This window comes from Bradyrhizobium sp. Arg237L, from assembly GCF_029990105.1.
Classification (GTDB): domain Bacteria; phylum Pseudomonadota; class Alphaproteobacteria; order Rhizobiales; family Xanthobacteraceae; genus Bradyrhizobium.
In genome coordinates, this window is the sequence record NZ_JAQMIL010000001.1 from 117,189 (window position 1) to 134,039 (window position 16,851).

General features: G+C 63.9%; 17 protein-coding genes. 12 read left to right on the forward strand and 5 right to left on the reverse strand.

Annotated features, from left to right (window positions below):
- Positions 1-74: 74 nt before the first annotated feature.
- The gene (locus tag OZ411_RS00540; RefSeq protein ID WP_282526346.1) at positions 75-2,783 is read left to right on the forward strand and encodes a bifunctional acetate--CoA ligase family protein/GNAT family N-acetyltransferase; all 2,709 of its coding nucleotides are present in this window, start codon (positions 75-77) and stop codon (positions 2,781-2,783) included.
- A 300-nt stretch (positions 2,784-3,083) separates the two neighbouring features.
- Here the strand turns inward: OZ411_RS00540 and OZ411_RS00545 are convergent, their stop codons facing one another.
- The 4 genes from OZ411_RS00545 to OZ411_RS00560 all read right to left on the reverse strand — a co-directional run bounded on the left by OZ411_RS00545 (position 3,084) and on the right by OZ411_RS00560 (position 4,700).
- Positions 3,084-3,494 carry a hypothetical protein gene (locus tag OZ411_RS00545; protein WP_282526347.1) on the reverse strand — a complete coding sequence of 137 codons (411 nt, stop codon included), beginning with the start codon at positions 3,492-3,494 and terminating at the stop codon, positions 3,084-3,086.
- Positions 3,495-3,532: 38 nt separating this feature from the next.
- Positions 3,533-4,009: a phage holin family protein gene (locus tag OZ411_RS00550; protein WP_282526348.1), complete on the reverse strand. Its 477-nt coding sequence runs from the start codon at positions 4,007-4,009 to the stop codon at positions 3,533-3,535.
- A 5-nt stretch (positions 4,010-4,014) separates the two neighbouring features.
- Entirely contained in the window at positions 4,015-4,287 is a 273-nt protein-coding gene (locus OZ411_RS00555) for a hypothetical protein (RefSeq protein WP_130581921.1), read from the reverse strand.
- 95 nt (positions 4,288-4,382) lie between these two features.
- Positions 4,383-4,700: a cytochrome c gene (locus OZ411_RS00560; RefSeq protein WP_282526418.1), complete on the reverse strand. Its 318-nt coding sequence runs from the start codon at positions 4,698-4,700 to the stop codon at positions 4,383-4,385.
- Between the two features lie 173 nt (positions 4,701-4,873).
- Between OZ411_RS00560 and OZ411_RS00565 the strand changes: the two genes are divergently transcribed.
- From OZ411_RS00565 to OZ411_RS00615, 11 genes are all read left to right on the forward strand, one after another.
- Entirely contained in the window at positions 4,874-5,584 is a 711-nt protein-coding gene (locus OZ411_RS00565) for a cyclic nucleotide-binding domain-containing protein (protein ID WP_282526349.1), read from the forward strand.
- A 416-nt stretch (positions 5,585-6,000) separates the two neighbouring features.
- On the forward strand, positions 6,001-7,623 hold the full coding sequence (ccoN, locus tag OZ411_RS00570) for a cytochrome-c oxidase, cbb3-type subunit I (RefSeq protein ID WP_282526419.1): 1,623 nt from the start codon (positions 6,001-6,003) through the stop codon (positions 7,621-7,623).
- Positions 7,624-7,634: 11 nt separating this feature from the next.
- Positions 7,635-8,369, forward strand: coding sequence for a cytochrome-c oxidase, cbb3-type subunit II (gene ccoO / locus OZ411_RS00575; RefSeq protein ID WP_282526350.1), 735 nt, complete (start codon positions 7,635-7,637; stop codon positions 8,367-8,369).
- Positions 8,370-8,380: 11 nt separating this feature from the next.
- The gene (locus OZ411_RS00580) at positions 8,381-8,545 is read left to right on the forward strand and encodes a cbb3-type cytochrome c oxidase subunit 3 (protein ID WP_130581917.1); all 165 of its coding nucleotides are present in this window, start codon (positions 8,381-8,383) and stop codon (positions 8,543-8,545) included.
- Positions 8,546-8,551: 6 nt separating this feature from the next.
- Positions 8,552-9,421 (forward strand): cytochrome-c oxidase, cbb3-type subunit III, encoded by an 870-nt coding sequence (gene ccoP, locus OZ411_RS00585; RefSeq protein ID WP_282526351.1) that lies wholly within the window; start codon positions 8,552-8,554, stop codon positions 9,419-9,421.
- A gap of 91 nt (positions 9,422-9,512) precedes the next feature.
- Positions 9,513-10,976, forward strand: a complete 1,464-nt coding sequence (gene ccoG, locus OZ411_RS00590; RefSeq protein ID WP_130581915.1) for a cytochrome c oxidase accessory protein CcoG — start codon at positions 9,513-9,515, stop codon at positions 10,974-10,976.
- A 20-nt stretch (positions 10,977-10,996) separates the two neighbouring features.
- The gene (locus OZ411_RS00595) at positions 10,997-11,497 is read left to right on the forward strand and encodes a FixH family protein (RefSeq protein WP_130581914.1); all 501 of its coding nucleotides are present in this window, start codon (positions 10,997-10,999) and stop codon (positions 11,495-11,497) included.
- Between the two features lie 9 nt (positions 11,498-11,506).
- Positions 11,507-13,699: a cation-translocating P-type ATPase gene (locus tag OZ411_RS00600; RefSeq protein ID WP_282526352.1), complete on the forward strand. Its 2,193-nt coding sequence runs from the start codon at positions 11,507-11,509 to the stop codon at positions 13,697-13,699.
- Positions 13,699-13,884, forward strand: coding sequence for a cbb3-type cytochrome oxidase assembly protein CcoS (ccoS, locus tag OZ411_RS00605; protein ID WP_130581912.1), 186 nt, complete (start codon positions 13,699-13,701; stop codon positions 13,882-13,884). Before OZ411_RS00600 ends, ccoS begins: the two co-directional genes overlap by 1 nt.
- A 66-nt stretch (positions 13,885-13,950) precedes the next feature.
- A complete protein-coding gene (locus tag OZ411_RS00610; RefSeq protein ID WP_282526353.1) occupies positions 13,951-14,397 on the forward strand; it encodes a hypothetical protein in 447 nt (148 codons plus the stop codon).
- 181 nt (positions 14,398-14,578) lie between these two features.
- Positions 14,579-15,433 carry a 3-hydroxybutyryl-CoA dehydrogenase gene (locus OZ411_RS00615; protein ID WP_282526354.1) on the forward strand — a complete coding sequence of 285 codons (855 nt, stop codon included), beginning with the start codon at positions 14,579-14,581 and terminating at the stop codon, positions 15,431-15,433.
- Between the two features lie 113 nt (positions 15,434-15,546).
- On the opposite strand, the gene OZ411_RS00620 is transcribed toward OZ411_RS00615, so the two are convergent.
- Positions 15,547-16,761 carry an ABC transporter substrate-binding protein gene (locus OZ411_RS00620; protein WP_282526355.1) on the reverse strand — a complete coding sequence of 405 codons (1,215 nt, stop codon included), beginning with the start codon at positions 16,759-16,761 and terminating at the stop codon, positions 15,547-15,549.
- Between the last annotated feature and the right edge of the window lie 90 nt (positions 16,762-16,851).

Genomic DNA, 16,851 nt, shown 5'->3' on the forward strand with positions numbered 1-16,851 from the left:
GGTGTCGCATCGGAGCGCCATCGCCACGCAATCTCGGCACTGCCAGTGCCAGCCGAAAGTCCGGAAGCAGAGCAATGTCCACTTACAGATTGAATCACCTGCTGTCGCCGCGCTCGGTCGCGCTCGTCGGAGCCAGTCCGCGCGAGGGCTCGGTCGGCCGCGCCATCGTGCAGAATATTTCCGGCGGCAAGTTCAAGGGCCAGTTCGGTGTGGTCAATTCGCGCCATGCCGAGATTGCCGGCGTCGCCACGGTCGGCAGCATCGCCGAATTGCCGTTCGTGCCCGAACTCGTCGTGATCACGGCGCCGGCTGCCGCCGTGCCCGGGATCGTCGACGATGCCGGACAGCGCGGCGCGATCGGCGCCGTGATCATCACCGCCGGATTGGGCCACGGTCCAGGCTCGCTGGCGGAGGCCACCGAACAGGCGGCGCGAAAGCATCGCATGCGGCTGATCGGCCCCAATTGCATCGGCATCATGGCGCCTAGCGTCGGCCTCAATGCCAGCTTCTCCACGCATCTGCCGGCGCCCGGCAACCTCGCGCTGATCTCGCAATCGGGCGCGATCGCGGCCGGCATGGTGGACTGGGCCGCGCAGCGCGTGGTCGGATTTTCCGGCATCGTCTCGATCGGCGACCAGCTCGACGTCGATATCGCCGATCTCCTGGATTATTTCGCGCTCGACGGCGCAACGCACGCCATCCTGCTCTATGTCGAGTCGATCAAGGACGCGCGCAAGTTCATGTCGGCGGCGCGCGCCGCGGCGAGGATCAAGCCGGTCGTCGTGGTCAAGTCCGGCCGCATGGCGCAAGGCGCGAAGGCGGCCGCCACCCATACCGGCGCGCTTGCCGGCTCGGATGCGGTCTATGATGCCGCGTTTCGCCGCGCCGGCATGCTCAGGGTCTCCGACCTGCGCGAATTGTTCGACTGCGCCGAGACGCTGGCGCGCGTGGCCTCGCCGCCCGGCAAGCGGCTTGCGCTGCTCACCAATGGCGGCGGCCTCGGCGTGCTCGCGATCGACCGGCTGGTCGAGCTCGGTGGAATTCCGGCGACGATCACGCCAAACATTCACGCGCAGCTCGATGCGGCCCTGCCGCCGACCTGGTCCGGCTCGAACCCTGTCGACATCGTCGGCGATGCCGGGGCTTCGCGTTACGCCGTGGCACTCGAGGCGCTGCTCGCCGATCCCGGCAATGACGCGGTCCTGGTCATGAATGTGCAGACCGCGATCGCCGCGCCGGACGAGATCGCTTCGACCGTGACCAAGATCGTTACCGAGCACCGCAAGAAGCGGGGCAGGGCGGCCAAGCCGGTGCTTGCGGTGTGGGTCGGCGCCAATGGCACCATCAGCGACCTCTTCAGCAGCAACAGGATTCCGAACTACATCACCGAGGACGACGCGGTGCGAGGCTTCATGCATCTGGTGCGGCACCGCGAGGTGGTGGAAGAATTGACGCAGGTGCCACCGGCGATGCCGGAGAGTTTCACGCCTGATGCCGCGGCGGCGCGCAAGATCGTCACCGCCGCGATCTCGGACCAGCGCCATTGGCTCAACCCGATCGAGGTCAAGGAGCTGTTCGAGGCCTACGACATCCCGATGGTCGAGACCTATCTCGCCGCCGATGCGGAGGGGGCGGTCAAGTATGCCAACACGCTGTTCGCCCAGGGCATGACAGTGGCGCTGAAGATCATGTCGCGCGACATCGTGCACAAGTCTGATATTGGCGGCGTCGTCCTCAACCTCACATCGCCCGATGCCGTGCGCACGGCGACCGCGGAGATCCTGGGACGCGCCAAGACACTGCGGCCAGAAGCGCGAATTGATGGCGTCATCGTGCAGGCGATGATCGTGCGGCCGAAGGTGCGCGAGCTCATTCTCGGCCTTGCCGACGATCCGACCTTCGGCACCGTGGTCGTGTTCGGCCGCGGCGGCGTTGCGGTCGAGATCATCAACGACAAGGCCCTGGCGCTGCCGCCGCTCGACATGCGACTGGCGCGCGAATTGATCGAGCGCACGCGGGTGTCGCGGCTGTTGCGCGCCTATCGCGACGTGCCGGCGGTGAAGCCCGATGCGGTGGCGACGGTGCTGGTCAAGCTCGCGCAGATGGCGGCGGATCTTCCCGAGATCAGGGAGCTCGACATCAATCCGCTCCTGGCGGACGAGGCCGGCGTGCTCGTGGTCGACGCGCGCGTCGCAGTCGGCATCGTGCCGCGCAAATTCGCAGGCCCCGGGCTCAGCAACTTTGCGGTCAGGCCCTATCCGTCACGATGGCAGCGGCAGCTTGCGGACCGGGACGGGCGACCGATCGACGGGCGACGCATCTTCGCGCGGCCGATCCGCCCCGAAGACGAGCCGCAGATCCACGAATTGCTGCGGCATGTCACGGCTGAGGATTTGCGGCTGCGCTTCTTCGCGCCGATCAAGGAATTTTCCCACGAGTTCATCGCTCGCCTCACCCAGCTCGACTATGCGCGCGCGATGGCCTTCGTGGCGGTCGACGAAAGCACGCAAGAAATCCTCGGCGTGGTGCGGATTCATTCCGACTCGATCTATGAAAGCGGGGAATATGCAATCCTGCTGCGCACCGATCTGAAGGGCAAGGGGCTCGGCTGGGCACTGATGCAGCTTCTGATAGAATATGCGAAGTCGGAAGGGTTGAAGGCGATCTCGGGTCAGGTGCTGACCGAGAACATCGTGATGCTGGACATGTGCCGGAAGCTCGGCTTCGAGGTGAAGGCCGATCCCGTCGAGTACGGCCTCTGCGACGTCAAGCTGGCGCTGTGAGGCGCCACAGCTTCGTAGTCCGGCTGGAGCGGAACGCGTAACCCGGGCTAAGAGCCTCTCGCCGTCATTGCGGCCACCGCTCTCTCCTCCGTCATTGCGAGCGCAGCGAAGCGATCCATGCCTCCGCAAGCGGTGAGACGGATTGCTTCGCTGCGCTCGCAATGACGGGGGTTAGGTCTGATTTGGATTTCAAACAGCGTGCAGCACCGTAGCCCGGGTGCAGCGCAGCCCGGGGCCACTCGCCAATGTGGACGCAGATGTCCCGGGTTACGCTGGCGCTTCGCCCGGGCTACGAAGTGATCAAAGCCGCGACACCATCGTGACGCGATAGGTGTGCATCTTGTCGCCTTCGCCGATCGAGACATATTCGCCGGGGACGAAGTGCTCGTCTTTGAAGTGGAAGCCGATCTCATCAGGCGTGCCGGGCGCGCCGTCATAGTGCAAGACCCAGCCGCCGCCCTGGTGATGGATGAGATGGCCGAGGATGTATTCCTCGTCGGGCCGGAGCCGGACCACCCGGTACGCCTCGCGGTTGGCCCGCCACAGTTTCTGGTCGATCCTGTAGTCGTCGTCGAGTGGCGCGACCATCACATAGCCGGCGCCGGCATCGCCTTCGGGATGATCAGGCTCGCGCGCGAGCTCGAGGCGGATCTTGCGAAACTGCGGCGGCAAGGAAGTGTTGAGGATCGGCTTTTGGGGTGTGGTGGTCATCTCGCTCTACTCGGTTTCGGTCGGCGCGGCGTGCCGCGTCAGGCGTGGTCCTTCGCGGCGTGCTCTGCCGCGGGTTTCTTCAGGCTGTTGATGATGATGCCGATCAGCGGCACCAGCATCGGCAGGATTCCATTCAGGGGATTGCGCACCAGTCCGGAGACTTGCGACTGCATCGCGCGTGCCTCGACCTGCAGCGCCTCGACGGAAGCGCCGTGGATCTCGCTCGCGAGATCGAGCTCGCGGCCTGACGGCGGCCGGAGAGCGAGGGCAAACAGGAGCGCCGCGATGGCGAAGTTGGCTGCGCCGAGGATCGCCGCGGCCGCAATTGCGCCCCAGACCTGGACCAGCGCGAAATAGGCCGCCAGTTCGAACATCAGAAGGCCGAACGCCGCGATCAGGCCCGCGAAGGCCCGCAGGCCAAGGCCGATCAGGAGGTGGCGCAGGCGGATATCGGCGATGATCCTATCGGTGCGCCAGAGTACGCGTAGCTGCCTGACGATATTTTCAGTATTCACCTTGGCTACCTCCGCATGACGAAGCCGACCACCACGCCCAGCGCAAAGGCGGAGGCGAGCGAGGTAATCGGTCGTTCCGAAATGAGCTGCCGGACCTGAGTGTCTTCGCCGCTCAGGACCTCGCTCAATTCCTCCAGCGCTTCCTTGATGCGCGTGGCAAAGGCGTCGGCGCTTGCGCTTGCGGTGTCGCGTATGCCTTCACCTGTCGTGTTGAGGAGGCGCGACACATCGATCTTCAGGGCTTGCAACTCGTCGTTCAGATGGGTCGTGTTGAACATCTCGTTCATCCCTGTTGCATGATGAAGAACTGTTACCGGCCCTCGCCACGCCGTGGTTGATTTGCGTCAACCCTCGCGGGCGAGGCGTCATCGCGCTATTCGAGCGTCTTGAGGTAGGCCAGCAGGTCGTGGATCTGGTCCGGGTCAAGCCGAAACTCCGGCATCGTCGGATGTCCGGTCTGGATGCCTTCCGCGAACGCCTCCGCGAGGCTCTCGACGGGATAGCGCTTGTGCAGGGTGCGGAAGGGAGGCGCGACTTTGAGCGGACTCTCGGTGACCTTGTCGATGGAATGGCAGCGGGCGCAATTGTTGAGCGCGAATGTCCGGCCGCGCTGCTCGGAGGGCGAGACGGCGAGGGCCGATGTCGTCAGCATGAGCCCAATGAAAACCTGGCGTGCGGCGGACTGCAGCATCACGGCCCCATCTATCAAAAAGCTCCGCGATGGGCGGAGCGACGGTTTTCAAATTAGCTTCGCAATGGTGGGGACGATTGATCTGCATCAACACCCCGGCGGTGTGGACGTTAGACTGCGTTAATCCGCCGGGCGGCATAAGGACGTCCGCCGGCGGTCATTTGGAGCGGCGTGTGAAGGTTTCTCTCTTGGACGGTTCTCATCGGCAAACCTGTACCGATTGCGCGGTACGTGGCTTTGCGATCTGCGCCGCGCTCGACAAGACCGAGGTATGGGAGCTGGCGAACCTGTCGCGCCATGTCCAGTGCGAACCCGGCACGACGGTGTTTGCGCAGGCGACCATGGCGACGTCGTTCTTCAGCGTGCTCGAAGGCGTCCTGCGTCTCTATAAGCTGTTGCCGGATGGCCGCCGGCAGATCATCGGCTTTGTCTTGCCCGGCGATTTCCTCGGACTTGCCGGCTCGCCGCAGTATGAATTCTCTGCCGATGCGGTCGGCGCGGTATTGCTTTGCCAGTTCTCCCGGGCCAGCTTCTCACGATTCGCCGAGAACCGGCCTCGCTTCCTGCGCCGTATGAACGAACTCGCGGGCCGCGAATTGATCCGGGCGCAGGAGCATATGGTTCTGCTCGGACGCCGTTCCGCCGAAGAGAAGGTTGCGAGCTTCCTAATCGGCTGGCGCGATCGGCTCGCCGAAATCGGGCGTGCCGAGGAAGTGCTGCCGTTGCCGATGGGCCGGCTCGATATCGCTGATTACCTGGGACTCACCATCGAAACGGTGAGCCGCACCTTCACCAAGCTCGAACGCGACGGCATCATCCGTATTCTTACGGGCGGCATCAGCCTGCTCGATGCGGCGCGCGCCGAGGCGCTTTCTGCAGCCTGAGCCTGTCGCGTCATAGCCGGGATTCTCTGCTCTCGCATTTTTGATCGAAGTCAAAGACGGTTCCCCACGAGCGACGATATTCGAGCGAACTTCAATGGAGGTCGCTATGCCCGCCGACTCGATTTTGGTTTCCGCAGCCGTCGTCTCAGTTTTCGTGGTTTTCGCCGGGGTGCTCGCTTGGGCGAGTGTCCACGTGCCGGGGGCGCGGCAGCCGGCGTCAGGCATGCGCAAGCGTCGTCCTTTCTAATCGGTAGTCGTTTCCGAAAGGGTTCAAGGGCTGGTGCCAAAGCGCAACCGCGAGGGGAAGTCTGATCGCGGTTGATCTCGATCAAGGACGCGGCGGCCAAAGCTGGGCTGATGGGGCAGGGCCCCTGCAAAGAGAATCAAACATGCAGCAAGTTCAATCCACGAAATGGATGACCCACGGCGAAGCCGGGTTGACGCTATTCTTCACAGTGGCGGCCTTCCTCTGCGCCTTCGCCGCGGCCAAGGCGCTGGATGCGCCATTTGCCTTCCATGCTTCGCTCGCCGCCGTGGCCAGCGGCGCTGCAGCCTTCGCAATCCTTAACCGCTATTTCGATCGCCCGGCGGAGCTGCCGCCGCAGGAGATCAACGGCAAGCCGAACTACAATCTCGGCCCGATCAAGTTCGCCTCTTTCATGGCGATGTTCTGGGGCATTGCCGGATTTACCGTCGGACTCCTGATCGCCTGCCAGCTCGCCTGGCCCTGGCTCAATTTCGATCTGCCCTGGACCAGTTTTGGCCGGCTTCGTCCGCTGCACACCTCGGCGGTGATCTTCGCCTTTGGCGGCAACGTTCTGATCGCGACCTCCTTCTACGTGGTGCAGAGGACCTGCCGGGCGCGACTGGCCGGCGATCTGGCGCCATGGTTCGTCGTGCTCGGCTACAACTTCTTCATCCTGGTTGCTGGCACCGGTTATTTGCTGGGCGTGACGCAGTCCAAGGAATATGCCGAGCCGGAATGGTACTCCGATCTCTGGCTGACGATCGTCTGGGTCGTTTATCTGCTGGTGTTCCTGGCGACGATACTCAAGCGCAAGGAGCCGCACATCTTCGTCGCCAACTGGTTCTATCTCGCCTTCATCGTCACCATCGCGGTTCTTCACCTCGGCAACAACCCGGCGCTTCCGGTGTCGGTGTTCGGCTCGAAGTCCTACATCGCCTGGGGCGGCGTGCAGGATGCGATGTTCCAGTGGTGGTACGGCCATAACGCGGTCGGCTTCTTCCTGACCGCCGGCTTCCTCGCCATCATGTACTACTTCATCCCGAAGCGGGCGGAGCGGCCGATCTATTCCTATCGGTTGTCGATCATCCACTTCTGGGCGTTGATCTTCCTCTATATCTGGGCCGGCCCGCACCATCTGCACTATACGGCACTGCCGGACTGGGCGCAGACGCTCGGCATGACGTTCTCGATCATGCTCTGGATGCCGTCCTGGGGCGGCATGATCAACGGCCTGATGACGCTGTCGGGCGCGTGGGACAAGCTGCGCACTGATCCGGTGCTGCGCATGCTGGTAGTCTCGGTCGCGTTCTACGGCATGTCGACCTTCGAAGGCCCGATGATGTCGATCAAGGTGGTGAACTCGCTGAGCCACTACACCGACTGGACCATCGGCCACGTTCACTCCGGTGCGCTGGGCTGGGTCGGCTTCGTCTCCTTCGGCGCGCTGTATTGCCTGGTGCCGTGGCTGTGGGGCCGCAAGCAACTGTACAGCCTCAAGCTCGTCAACTGGCACTTCTGGATCTCGACCATCGGCATCGTGCTCTACATCTCCGCGATGTGGGTCTCGGGAATCCTGCAGGGCCTGATGTGGCGCGCCTACACCTCGCTCGGCTTCCTCGAATATTCCTTCATCGAGACCGTGGAAGCGATGCATCCCTTCTACATCATCCGCGCCGGCGGCGGCGCGCTGTTCCTGATCGGCTCGCTGATCATGGCATATAACCTCTGGATGACCGTGCGGGTAGGCGAGGTGGAAGTCACCACGCCGCTCGCACTGCAGCCGGCGGAATAAGGAGCGTCAAGATGTCCTTCTGGACCCGCCACCAAATCTTCGAAAAGAACTCGATCATACTGATCGCGGGCATCCTGGTCGTGATCGCGATCGGCGGCCTGGTCGAGATCACGCCGCTGTTCTATCTCAAGAGCACGATCGAGGTGGTCGACGGCGTCAGGCCGTATACCCCGCTCGAACTCGCTGGCCGCAACATCTATGTGCGCGAAGGCTGCTATCTCTGTCACTCGCAGATGATCCGGCCGCTGCGTGACGAAGTCGAGCGCTACGGTCACTTCTCGCTCGCCGCCGAGAGCATGTACGACCATCCGTTCCAGTGGGGCTCCAAGCGTACCGGGCCTGACCTGGCGCGGGTTGGCGCCAAATATTCGGATGAGTGGCACGTCACGCACCTGACCAATCCGCGCGCGATCGTGCCGCAGTCGGTGATGCCGGGCTATCCCTTCCTGGCAAAGACTGAGCTCGATCCCGAGGCGATTGCCGATCACCTCAGGACCAACCGCGCGGTCGGCGTGCCCTATACCGACGAGCAGATCGCCAACGCGATGGCTGACCTGAAAGCGCAGGCTGATCCAGACAATGCCGGCAGCGACGCGTTTGCAAAACGCTATCCGAAGGCCGTGGTCCGCAATTTCGACGGCAAGGGCGGGGCGCCGACCGAGATGGATGCGCTGGTCGCGTACTTGCAGATGCTCGGCACGCTGGTCGACTTCAAGATCTACAACGAAAAAGCCAATCTTCGCTGAGAGGCCGGACGATGAAAGCAATTCTGACAGTTCACAATCTGGCGTCGAACCTCGTGACGAGCGTGTGGACGCCGATCTTCGTCGCCCTGTTCGTCGCGATCGTGATCTATGCGCTCTGGCCCCGCAACCAGGCCGCCTTCGATGAGGCATCGCGGATACCGTTGCGGGAGGAGTGAGAGACCATGGCTGAAACCGAACTCGATCAAGTCTCCGGCAAGACCACGACCGGTCACCAGTGGGACGGCATCAAGGAACTCAACACGCCGCTGCCGCGCTGGTGGGTGTTGACCTTCTACGCCACCATCATCTGGGCGATCGGCTACTGGGTGGTGTACCCGGCATGGCCGCTGTTGTGGAGCAACACCACCGGGCTGATCAACTATTCGTCGCGCGCCGATGTCGGCGTCGAACTGGCTAACCTCGAGAAGATCCGCGGCGACAAGATGGTCGCGCTCGGCGCGGCGTCGCTGGAAGACATCGAGAAGGACCCGGCGCTGCTGGCGCTCGCGCGCGCCCGCGGCAAGGCGGCCTTTGGTGACAATTGCGCGCCGTGCCACGGCTCGGGCGGCGCCGGCGCCAAGGGTTTTCCGAACCTGAACGACGACGACTGGCTGTGGGGCGGCTCGCTTGAGCAGATTCAGCAGACCATCCAGTTTGGCGCGCGCTCGGGCAATGCCAAGGCGCATGAGGGCGCGATGCTCGCCTTCGGCAAGGATGGCATCCTGAAGAAGGACGAGATCGTCACGGTCGCCAACTACGTCCGTTCGCTCTCGGGCCTGCCGACGAGCCAGGGCTACAATGCCGCCGCCGGGGCCAAGCTGTTCGCCGATAATTGCTCGGCCTGCCACGGCGAGAACGGCAAGGGCAACCAGGACCTCGGTGCGCCCGATCTCACCGACAAGATCTGGCTCTACGGCTCTGATGAGGCCACCGTGATCGAGACCATCACCAACGGCCGTTCCGGCGTGATGCCGGCCTGGGTCGGCCGGCTCGATCCGTCCACCATCAAGGCGCTTGCGGTCTACGTGCATACGCTGGGCGGCGGCAAATAAGCGGCGAATAGGCCGCCTGTTTGCGCTGGATCAACCAGGTCACGGGGGGAGGGGTTAGCCTCTCCCTGTGATGCCAGAAGAAGCCCGGCCCATGAACAAGATCGTCCAGATAGACCCTGACCAAGTCGAAGACGTCGGGCCGCTTTATGCGGCCCGCAAGAAGGTCTACCCGCAGAAGGTCTCCGGGACCTTCCGCCGGATCAAATGGGGCCTGATGGCGTTCTGCCTCGGCGTCTATTATTTCCTGCCTTTCGTACGCTGGAATCGCGGCCTCGGCGCGCCCGACCAAGCGGTGCTGATCGACCTGCCGAACAGCCGCTTCTATTTCTTCTTCATCGAGCTGTGGCCGCAGGAAGTCTACTACTTCACTGGCCTCTTGATCCTCGCCGCGATCACGCTGTTCCTGATGAACTCGGTCGGGGGCCGCATCTGGTGCGGCTATCTCTGCCCGCAGACGGTCTGGACCGACCTGTTCTATGCGGTCGAGCGCCTGGTCGAGGGTGACCGGCGCGAGCGGATGAAGAAGGATGCCTCCGCCCATCGCTGGACATTGGAACGCATCTCCGAGCTCGTGCTCAAGCATTCGATCTGGCTGCTGATCGCCTGGTGGACCGGCGGCGCCTGGGTGCTCTATTTCACCGACGCGCCGACGCTCGTCAAAGAGCTCGTCACCTTCCAGGCGCCGGCGATCGCCTATATCTGGATCGCGATCCTGACCACGACGACCTATCTGCTCGCCGGCTTCATGCGCGAGCAGGTCTGCGTCTATATGTGCCCGTGGCCGCGCATCCAGGCGGCGCTAACGGATGAATGGGCGCTCAACGTCACCTACCGCTACGATCGCGGCGAAAAGCGGATGTCGGTGAAGAAGGCGAACGACCTGCGTGCGCTTGGCCAGCACGCCGGCGACTGCGTCGACTGCTATCAATGCGTCGCCGTCTGTCCGGTCGGTATCGATATCCGTAACGGGCCGCAGCTCGACTGCATCCAGTGCGGGTTGTGCATCGACGCCTGCGACAATGTGATGAAGAAGATCAACCGGCCGACCCGGCTGATCGGCTACGACAACGACATCAACATCCAGCGCCGGATCGAAGGCAAAGCGCCGATCTACCGCATCGTGCGGCCGCGCACTATCATCTACACCGCGATGATCGCGCTTGTCGGCGGGATCATGCTCTATACGCTCGCGACGCGTTCGCTGCTCGACATCAACGTGCTGCACGATCGTAACCCGGTCGCGGTGAAGCTCAGCGACGGGTCGATCCGCAACGCCTATACGGTCCGCTTCCTCAACAAGCGCGGCTTCGACCGCGTGGTGGCGATCGACATCGACGGCCCGCAGGATGCCAAGCTTCATGTCGTCGGCGGCGACTCGATCACGCCCGATCGTCCCATGATCGTGCTCGGGCGCGACGGCACCACCGAGCTGCGCGTGCTGGTCACTGCGCCCTCGGACAGGAATCCCGAGAAGTCGATCCCGGTGAAATTCCGCGTCACCGACATCGGTCTCGGCGAAGTCGCCTCCGCCACCGACAATTTCGTCGCGCCGTAACAAGAAGAAGTGGAGCCGTCATGAGCAGAGCCAGTGCATCGCCGAAGCCGCTGACCGGGGGCAAGGTCCTTGCCATGCTGGTAGCGTTCTTCGGCGTGGTGATCGGCGTCAACTTCACCATGATGAAGCTGGCCACGCTCACATTGCCCGGCACCGACGTCGACAGCGCCTACGCAGCGAGCCTCGCCTACGAGAAAGAGATCGCCGCTGCGCGCGAGCAGGACGCCCGCAACTGGAAGGTCGATGCGCATCTGGCGCGCGATGCCAATGGCGGTACAGCGCTCGAAGTCGAAGCGCGCGACGGCAATGGCAGGCCGTTGACCGGATTGCAATTCACCTCCCGCTTGGAGCGCCCGACCGACCGGCGCGCCGACCAGGCGATCGAGCTGTCGGAAGCCGGCGGCGGCCGCTACCGCGGCAAGGGCAGCGTGATCGGTCCCGGACAATGGGAGCTGGTGCTCGAAAGCGAAGCCGATGGTCGGCGCGTGTTCCTGTCCAGGAACCGCGTGGTGCTGAATTAAGAGGGCGTGATGCAGGCGACACGGGACTTTTCGCACTACGTCAAACATCTCGGCTCGGGACTGGCGCATATCGACCTCGCGGTCGAGGGCGTGAGCTGTGCCGGCTGCATGTCGAAGATCGAGCGCGGGCTTTCGGCGATTCCCGATGTGACCTTGGCGCGCGTCAACCTCACCGACCGCCGCGTGGCGCTGGAATGGAAGGAGGGCGCGCTCGATCCGGCGCGCTTCATCGATCGGCTCGCCGAGCTCGGCTACAAGGCCTATCCGTTCGAGACGGTGAGCGCGGAAGCCGCCGAGGTGGAGAATTCGCGCTTCCTGCTCCGCTGCCTCGGCGTTGCGGCATTCGCGACCATGAACGTGATGATGCTGTCGATCCCGGTGTGGTCCGGCAATGTCAGCGACATGCTGCCGGAGCAGCGCGATTTCTTCCACTGGATGTCGGCGCTGATCGCACTGCCGGCAGCCGCGTATGCCGGCCAGCCCTTCTTCCGCTCGGCGTTCAACGCGCTGCGCACGGGCAATGTCAACATGGACGTGCCGATCAGCATCGGCGTGATCCTGGCGCTGGCGATGTCTGTTATCGAGACCATCGGACATGCCGAGCACGCTTATTTCGATGCGGCGATCATGCTGCTCACCTTCCTCCTGGTCGGACGCTATCTCGACCAGAGCATGCGGCGGCGTACCCGGGCGGTCGCCGGCAATCTCGCCGCGCTCAAGGCGGAGACCGCGACGAAATTCGTCGGACCCGACGAGATTTCGGTGGTGCCGGCGGCAGCGATTACGGCCGGCGATATGGTGCTGTTGCGGCCGGGCGAGCGCTCTGCGGTTGACGGCACCGTGATCGAGGGCCGGTCCGAGATCGACCAGAGCCTGATCACCGGCGAGACGCGGCATGCGGCGGTCGAGGCGGGCAGCGCGGTCTATGCCGGCTCGCTCAACATCTCCGGCGCGCTGCGCATCCGCGTCTCGGCGGCGGCCGAAGGCACGCTCTTGGCGGAGATCCAGCGCTTGCTCGATCACGCCGTGCAGGCGCGCTCGCGCTATGTGCAACTCGCCGATCGTGCGTCGCGGCTCTATGCGCCGCTGGTGCATGCGACCGCTCTCTTGACCATGATCGGCTGGCTGATCGCGGGCGCGAGCTTGCACGATTCCGTCATCACCGCGATCGCGGTGCTCATCATCACCTGTCCCTGCGCGCTGGGGCTGGCGATCCCGACGGTGCAGACGATCGCCGCGGGCGCGATGTTCCGCGCCGGCGTGCTGATCAATTCGGGCGATGCCATCGAGCGCGTCGCCGAGGTCGACCACGTCATCTTCGACAAGACGGGAACGCTGACGTTGCCCGAACTGGATGTGGTGAATTCCGCTTCCGTGCTGGCGGATGTGTTCGAGCTGGCAGGCCGGCTCGCGCTGGCAAGCCACCATCCGGTCGCCGCGGCGCTGGCGCGCGCGGCTCGCGCAAAATCGCCGCTGCCCGGCGTCACGGAAGAGCCGGGGCAGGGGGTGCGGGGCAGCTTCGGCGGCGAAGAGGTCAGGCTCGGCCGTCCCTCGTTCTGCAACGCGGAGGACCTCGCAGGCGAGATCCTGCGTCGCGATCCCGAGGCGTCAGTGGTCGCCTTTGCCCGCGGCGAACAGCGATACGTGTTCGCGGTTCGCCAAGGCTTGCGGCCGGACGCGCGCGAAACCGTCGCGGCGCTGCAGCGGCGCGGCATCGCGGTCGAAATCTTGTCGGGAGATCGCGAGCCGGCGGTGCGGGCCGCGGCCGAGACGCTTGGCATACCGGAATGGCGCGCCGGCGTGACGCCATCAGACAAGATCGCGCGGATCGAGGAATTGAAACGGCAGGGCGTCAAGGTGATGATGGTCGGCGACGGCTTGAACGATGCGCCATCGCTTGCGGCCGCGCATGTCTCGATGTCGCCGATCTCGGCCGCGCATCTGAGTCAGGCGACCGCCGATCTCGTCTTCCTCGGCAAGCCGCTGGCGCCGGTGATCGCGGCCATCGACTATTCGCGGAAAGCGCTGCGGCTGATGCGGCAGAACCTCTATCTCGCCGTCGGCTACAATTTCCTCGCCGTGCCGATTGCGATCCTGGGCTTCGTGACGCCCTTGATCGCAGCCGCGGCGATGTCGGGCTCCTCGATCCTGGTGATGCTGAACGCGCTGCGCGGACGTCGGGTGCGGCAGGAGGTGGTGTGATGGAAGTGATCGCGTTCCTGGTGCCGCTGGCGCTGCTGCTCGGCCTGTTTGGATTGCTCGGATTCCTCTGGTCGTTGAAGAACGGCCAGTACGATGATCTCGAGGGCGCCGCCTGGCGGGCGATCTCCGACGATGACGAGACGCCAACAACCCCGGGGCCGTCGACCGCGCATCGTGGCGTTTGATCTGGCGCAATGACGGCCGCTTTGCATGGGCCATAGTCAACCTGCTCAGAACTACGGGAGGGTAACATGGCATCGGCAACACAGACGGAATCGATTGCGGGCAGGCTGATCGGCAAGCTCACGGGCATCCTCGAACGGTTCCGCGACGTCGGCGAAATTCGCAGCCTCAGCCCCGCCGAGGCCTGTTCCGTCGCGCACGATCTCCGCATCTCGCCGGCCCAGATCGAGACGCTGGTTGCCCGGGGGCGCCACGGTGCCGATGAATTGCCGAAGATGCTGAAGGCGCTCGGGATCGACGAAGTTGCCATCAAGCGCCAAGAGCCGGGCGTGCTGCACGACATGAGGCGGGTGTGCGCGCTCTGCATCGAGAAGTCCCGCTGCAACAGCGAGCTCGAGGCCGGAACCGCCGCCCTGCATCATCGCGAATATTGCGCCAATACCTATACGATCGACTCCCTCGAGCCGAAGCCCGACCAGACCGAGCTCCAGCTCCGCGGGCCCTGCTGCTGCTGAGCGGGGAACGTTCGTCGTCCCAACTGAGCCGGCGCAGGTAGCGCCGGCTGGCCAAACTGCACCGTATCCTTGAACGCGAGGCCCTGCTAACCATGGGCAGCGGCGGCGGCCGGCTGGTCGCCGCGACCGTCTATTGTGCGCCGGCGCAACGCCAGCGCGTTTTGCGAGAAGGATACGAGCAATGATCGAAACCGTTGGCATCATCGGGGCGGGCACTATGGGCAACGGCATCGCCCAGGTCAGTGCCGCCGCCGGGCTTCAGGTGGTGATGGTCGATATCTCGGATGCCGCCGTGCAGCGCGGGCTGGCGACCGTCGGCAGCAGCCTGGACCGCTTGGTCAAGAAGGAGAAGATGACCGAGGCGGACAAGAATGCCGCGCTCGGGCGCATCAATGCGACCACCGACAAGGCCAAGCTTGCCGCCTGCGACCTCGTGATTGAGGCGGCGACCGAAAACGAGGAATTGAAGCTCAAGATCCTGAAGGATCTCAGCGCGACTCTGAACCCGCGGGCGGTGATCGCCACCAATACGTCTTCGATTTCCATCACCAAGCTTGCCACCGCGACCGACCGGCCCGACCGTTTCATCGGCATGCACTTCTTCAACCCGGTGCCGGTGATGGCGCTGCTCGAACTGATCCGCGGCCTGCAGACCTCGGACGACACGCTGGCCAAGGCGGAAGCGTTCGCAAAACGCGTCGGCAAGGTCGCGATCACCGCGAAAAACAGCCCCGGCTTCGCAGTCAACCGCATCCTGTGCCCGATGATCAACGAGGCGATCTTCGCGCTGCAGGAAGGCATTGCCACCGCCGAGGAGATCGACGCCGGTATGAAGCTCGGCTGCAACCACCCGATCGGCCCGCTGGCGCTCGCTGACCTGATCGGGCTCGACACCATGCTGTCGGTGATGGACGTGTTCTACAAGGGCTTCAACGATCCGAAATATCGCGCAGCGCCACTGCTCAAGGAGATGGTCGACGCCGGCTACCTCGGCCGCAAGACCGGCAGGGGCTTTTACGACTACGGCAAGGCATGAGCCAGGCTTTGTAGGGTGGGCAAAGCGTAGCGTGCCCACCTTCAAGCACTCCGCTCGAGATGGTGGGCACGCTTCGCTTTGCCCACCCTACAATGTGCGGGAAGGGCGCTCGTTCACTTCACCAGCGGGCAGCCGCCGTCCTTCAGCGGGCGGAAGGCCTGGTCGCCGGGGACCTCGGCCAGCACCTTGTAATAGTCCCAGGGCGCCTTGGATTCCTCGGGCTTCTTGACCTCGAACAGGAACATGCTGTGCACCATGCGGCCGTCAGCGCGCAGCACGCCGTTGTCGGTGAAGGCGTCGCGCACCGGCATTTCGCGCATCTTCGCCATCACGGGTTTTGTTTCTTTGGTGCCGGCGGCCTGTACCGCCTTGAGATAGTGTAGTGTGGCGCTGTAAGTGGCGGCCTGGTTCATCGTCGGCATCCGCTTCATGCGCTCGAGGAAGCGCTTGCCGAAGGCGCGGGTCCTGTCGTTGAGGTCCCAGTAGTAGGCCTCGGTGACGATCAGCCCCTGCGCGAGCTTCAGCCCGAGGCTGTGCACGTCCGAGATGAACATCACGATCGCCGCCAGGTTCTGGCCGCCGGCGACGATGCCGAATTCGCCGGCCTGCTTGATCGTGTTGATGGTGTCGCCGCCACCATTGGCCAGCCCGATGATCTTGGCCTTGGACGCCTGTGCCTGCAGCAGGAAGGAGGAGAAATCCGGCGTGTTGAGCGGATGCCTGACGCTGCCGAGCACCTTGCCGCCGGCGGCCTTCACGACATCGCCGGTGTCGCGCTCGATCGAATGGCCGAACAGATAGTCCGCGGTGATGAAGAACCAGCTATCGCCGCCGTTCTTCACGATGGCGCTGCCGACCGTGTGGGCGTTGGAATAAGTGTCGTAGGTCCAGTGCGCCACATAGGGACCGCAGGATTTGCCGGTGATGTCGGAGCTCGCGGCGTCCGTGACGATCATGATCTTTTCGTGTTGCTTGGACAATTCCATCACCGCGAGCGCGGTGGCGGAGGTCGGCAAATCGATGATCATGTCGACGCCTTCGTTCTCCCACCATTTGCGCACCATGGTCGCCGCGATATCAGGCTTGTTCAGCACGTCGGCGGAAACGATCTCGATCGGCTTACCGAACATGGTGCCGCCGAATTCCTCGATCGCCATCTTGGTCGCTTCGACATTCCCCGCGCCGCCGATGTCGGAATAAACCGACGAGAAATCGGTGAGCACGCCGATCTTGAGCGACGTCGCGGCTGGCTGCTGCGCGGATGCCGATACGATCAATAGCGCCGACAACAGGCAAGCCGTCGACACCATCCTTGCGATGGGCTTCATGGGGGTCTCCTCCGTGTTTTTATCAGTTTGTCGGACAAAGTAGATTTGGGTTCCGTCGAAGTCAATCGCTGTCGACACGAGGCGTGTGTG